The sequence below is a fragment of the Aliivibrio sp. 1S175 genome (assembly GCF_001690985.1).
In the GTDB taxonomy this organism is placed as follows: domain Bacteria; phylum Pseudomonadota; class Gammaproteobacteria; order Enterobacterales; family Vibrionaceae; genus Aliivibrio.
On the sequence record NZ_MAJS01000069.1, the window covers coordinates 1 to 1000 of the forward strand.

1 protein-coding gene is annotated in these 1000 nt (G+C 33.4%); it reads left to right on the plus strand.

What is annotated here, in order from left to right; genetic code table 11:
* Positions 1 to 877, plus strand: an 877-nt coding sequence (locus A6E06_RS15175) for a DUF2971 domain-containing protein (protein WP_065593612.1), incomplete at its 5' end; no start/stop codon positions are given.
* Between the last annotated feature and the right edge of the window lie 123 nt (positions 878 to 1000).

Consider the following 1000-nt stretch of genomic DNA (forward strand, 5'->3'; position numbering starts at 1 on the left):
GTTATGCCAGCGTTATGCGAATAGTGGGATAAAAATGAAACTTTATAAATATAGAAAGTTTAGTGAATTCTTAATTAAAGAATTATGTAGTAGTGAAATCTATTTTTCTGATCCTAGTTGTTTTAATGACCCTTTAGATTGTTCACCAATAATTGAAAACGATTTGAATATAAAAGAATTAGAATATTTGTGCTATATGATGCTGTGTAAGAATAAAGGGAAGATTGCAGCAAAAGAAAATATAGAACGATTTAAATACTATGCCACCGAATATGAAGGTCAGTATGAAAAATCATTAAGTTTTCAGTTGCTGTATGAAATTAAAAATCAGTTAGACCTAGTTATGAAAAACATTGGAGTTTTGTCGTTATCGCGTAAAAACGATTCGCCATTAATGTGGAGCCATTATGCGAATGAGCATAAAGGAGTCTGTTTAGAATTTGATATTGAAACGGCAGCTAGGAAACCAAAGGAAATCGATTACAAAGGAACTAGAGGCATCAGCGCAAAGTTAATTCAAGAATATATTTGTAGTGACTCAGCTCAAGCTCGTGAATTAATAGAAAAACAATATTTTTTCACTAAGGCAAGTGAATGGAGTTATGAATCAGAATGGCGTCTACTTTCAAAGTCTTATGGTAGTAAATCAGCACCATTTTATCTGACTGGTATATATTTTGGAATGCGATGTGATACTTGGATTGTTGCTAGTATAATTAAGTTATTACACAATGAAAATTCCAACGTTAAATTTTATAGAATGCACGCGGATAGCTCTTCATTTAATCTAAATGTAGAAGTTTTAGAAGCTCAAGAATGGGTTTCTTGTATACCTAGACCGTCAGCTGTGATGGCGTTTAGTGAGTATCGTAGGTGATTCGCATAACAAATGCATCAACACGATTTACTACACTCGGCATCTCAGGTTGTCGGGTGTTTCTCGTTTTAGGGCGTTAATTTTAAGTATAATTGCATAGTAGTAAACGTGTTATGCAGGCGT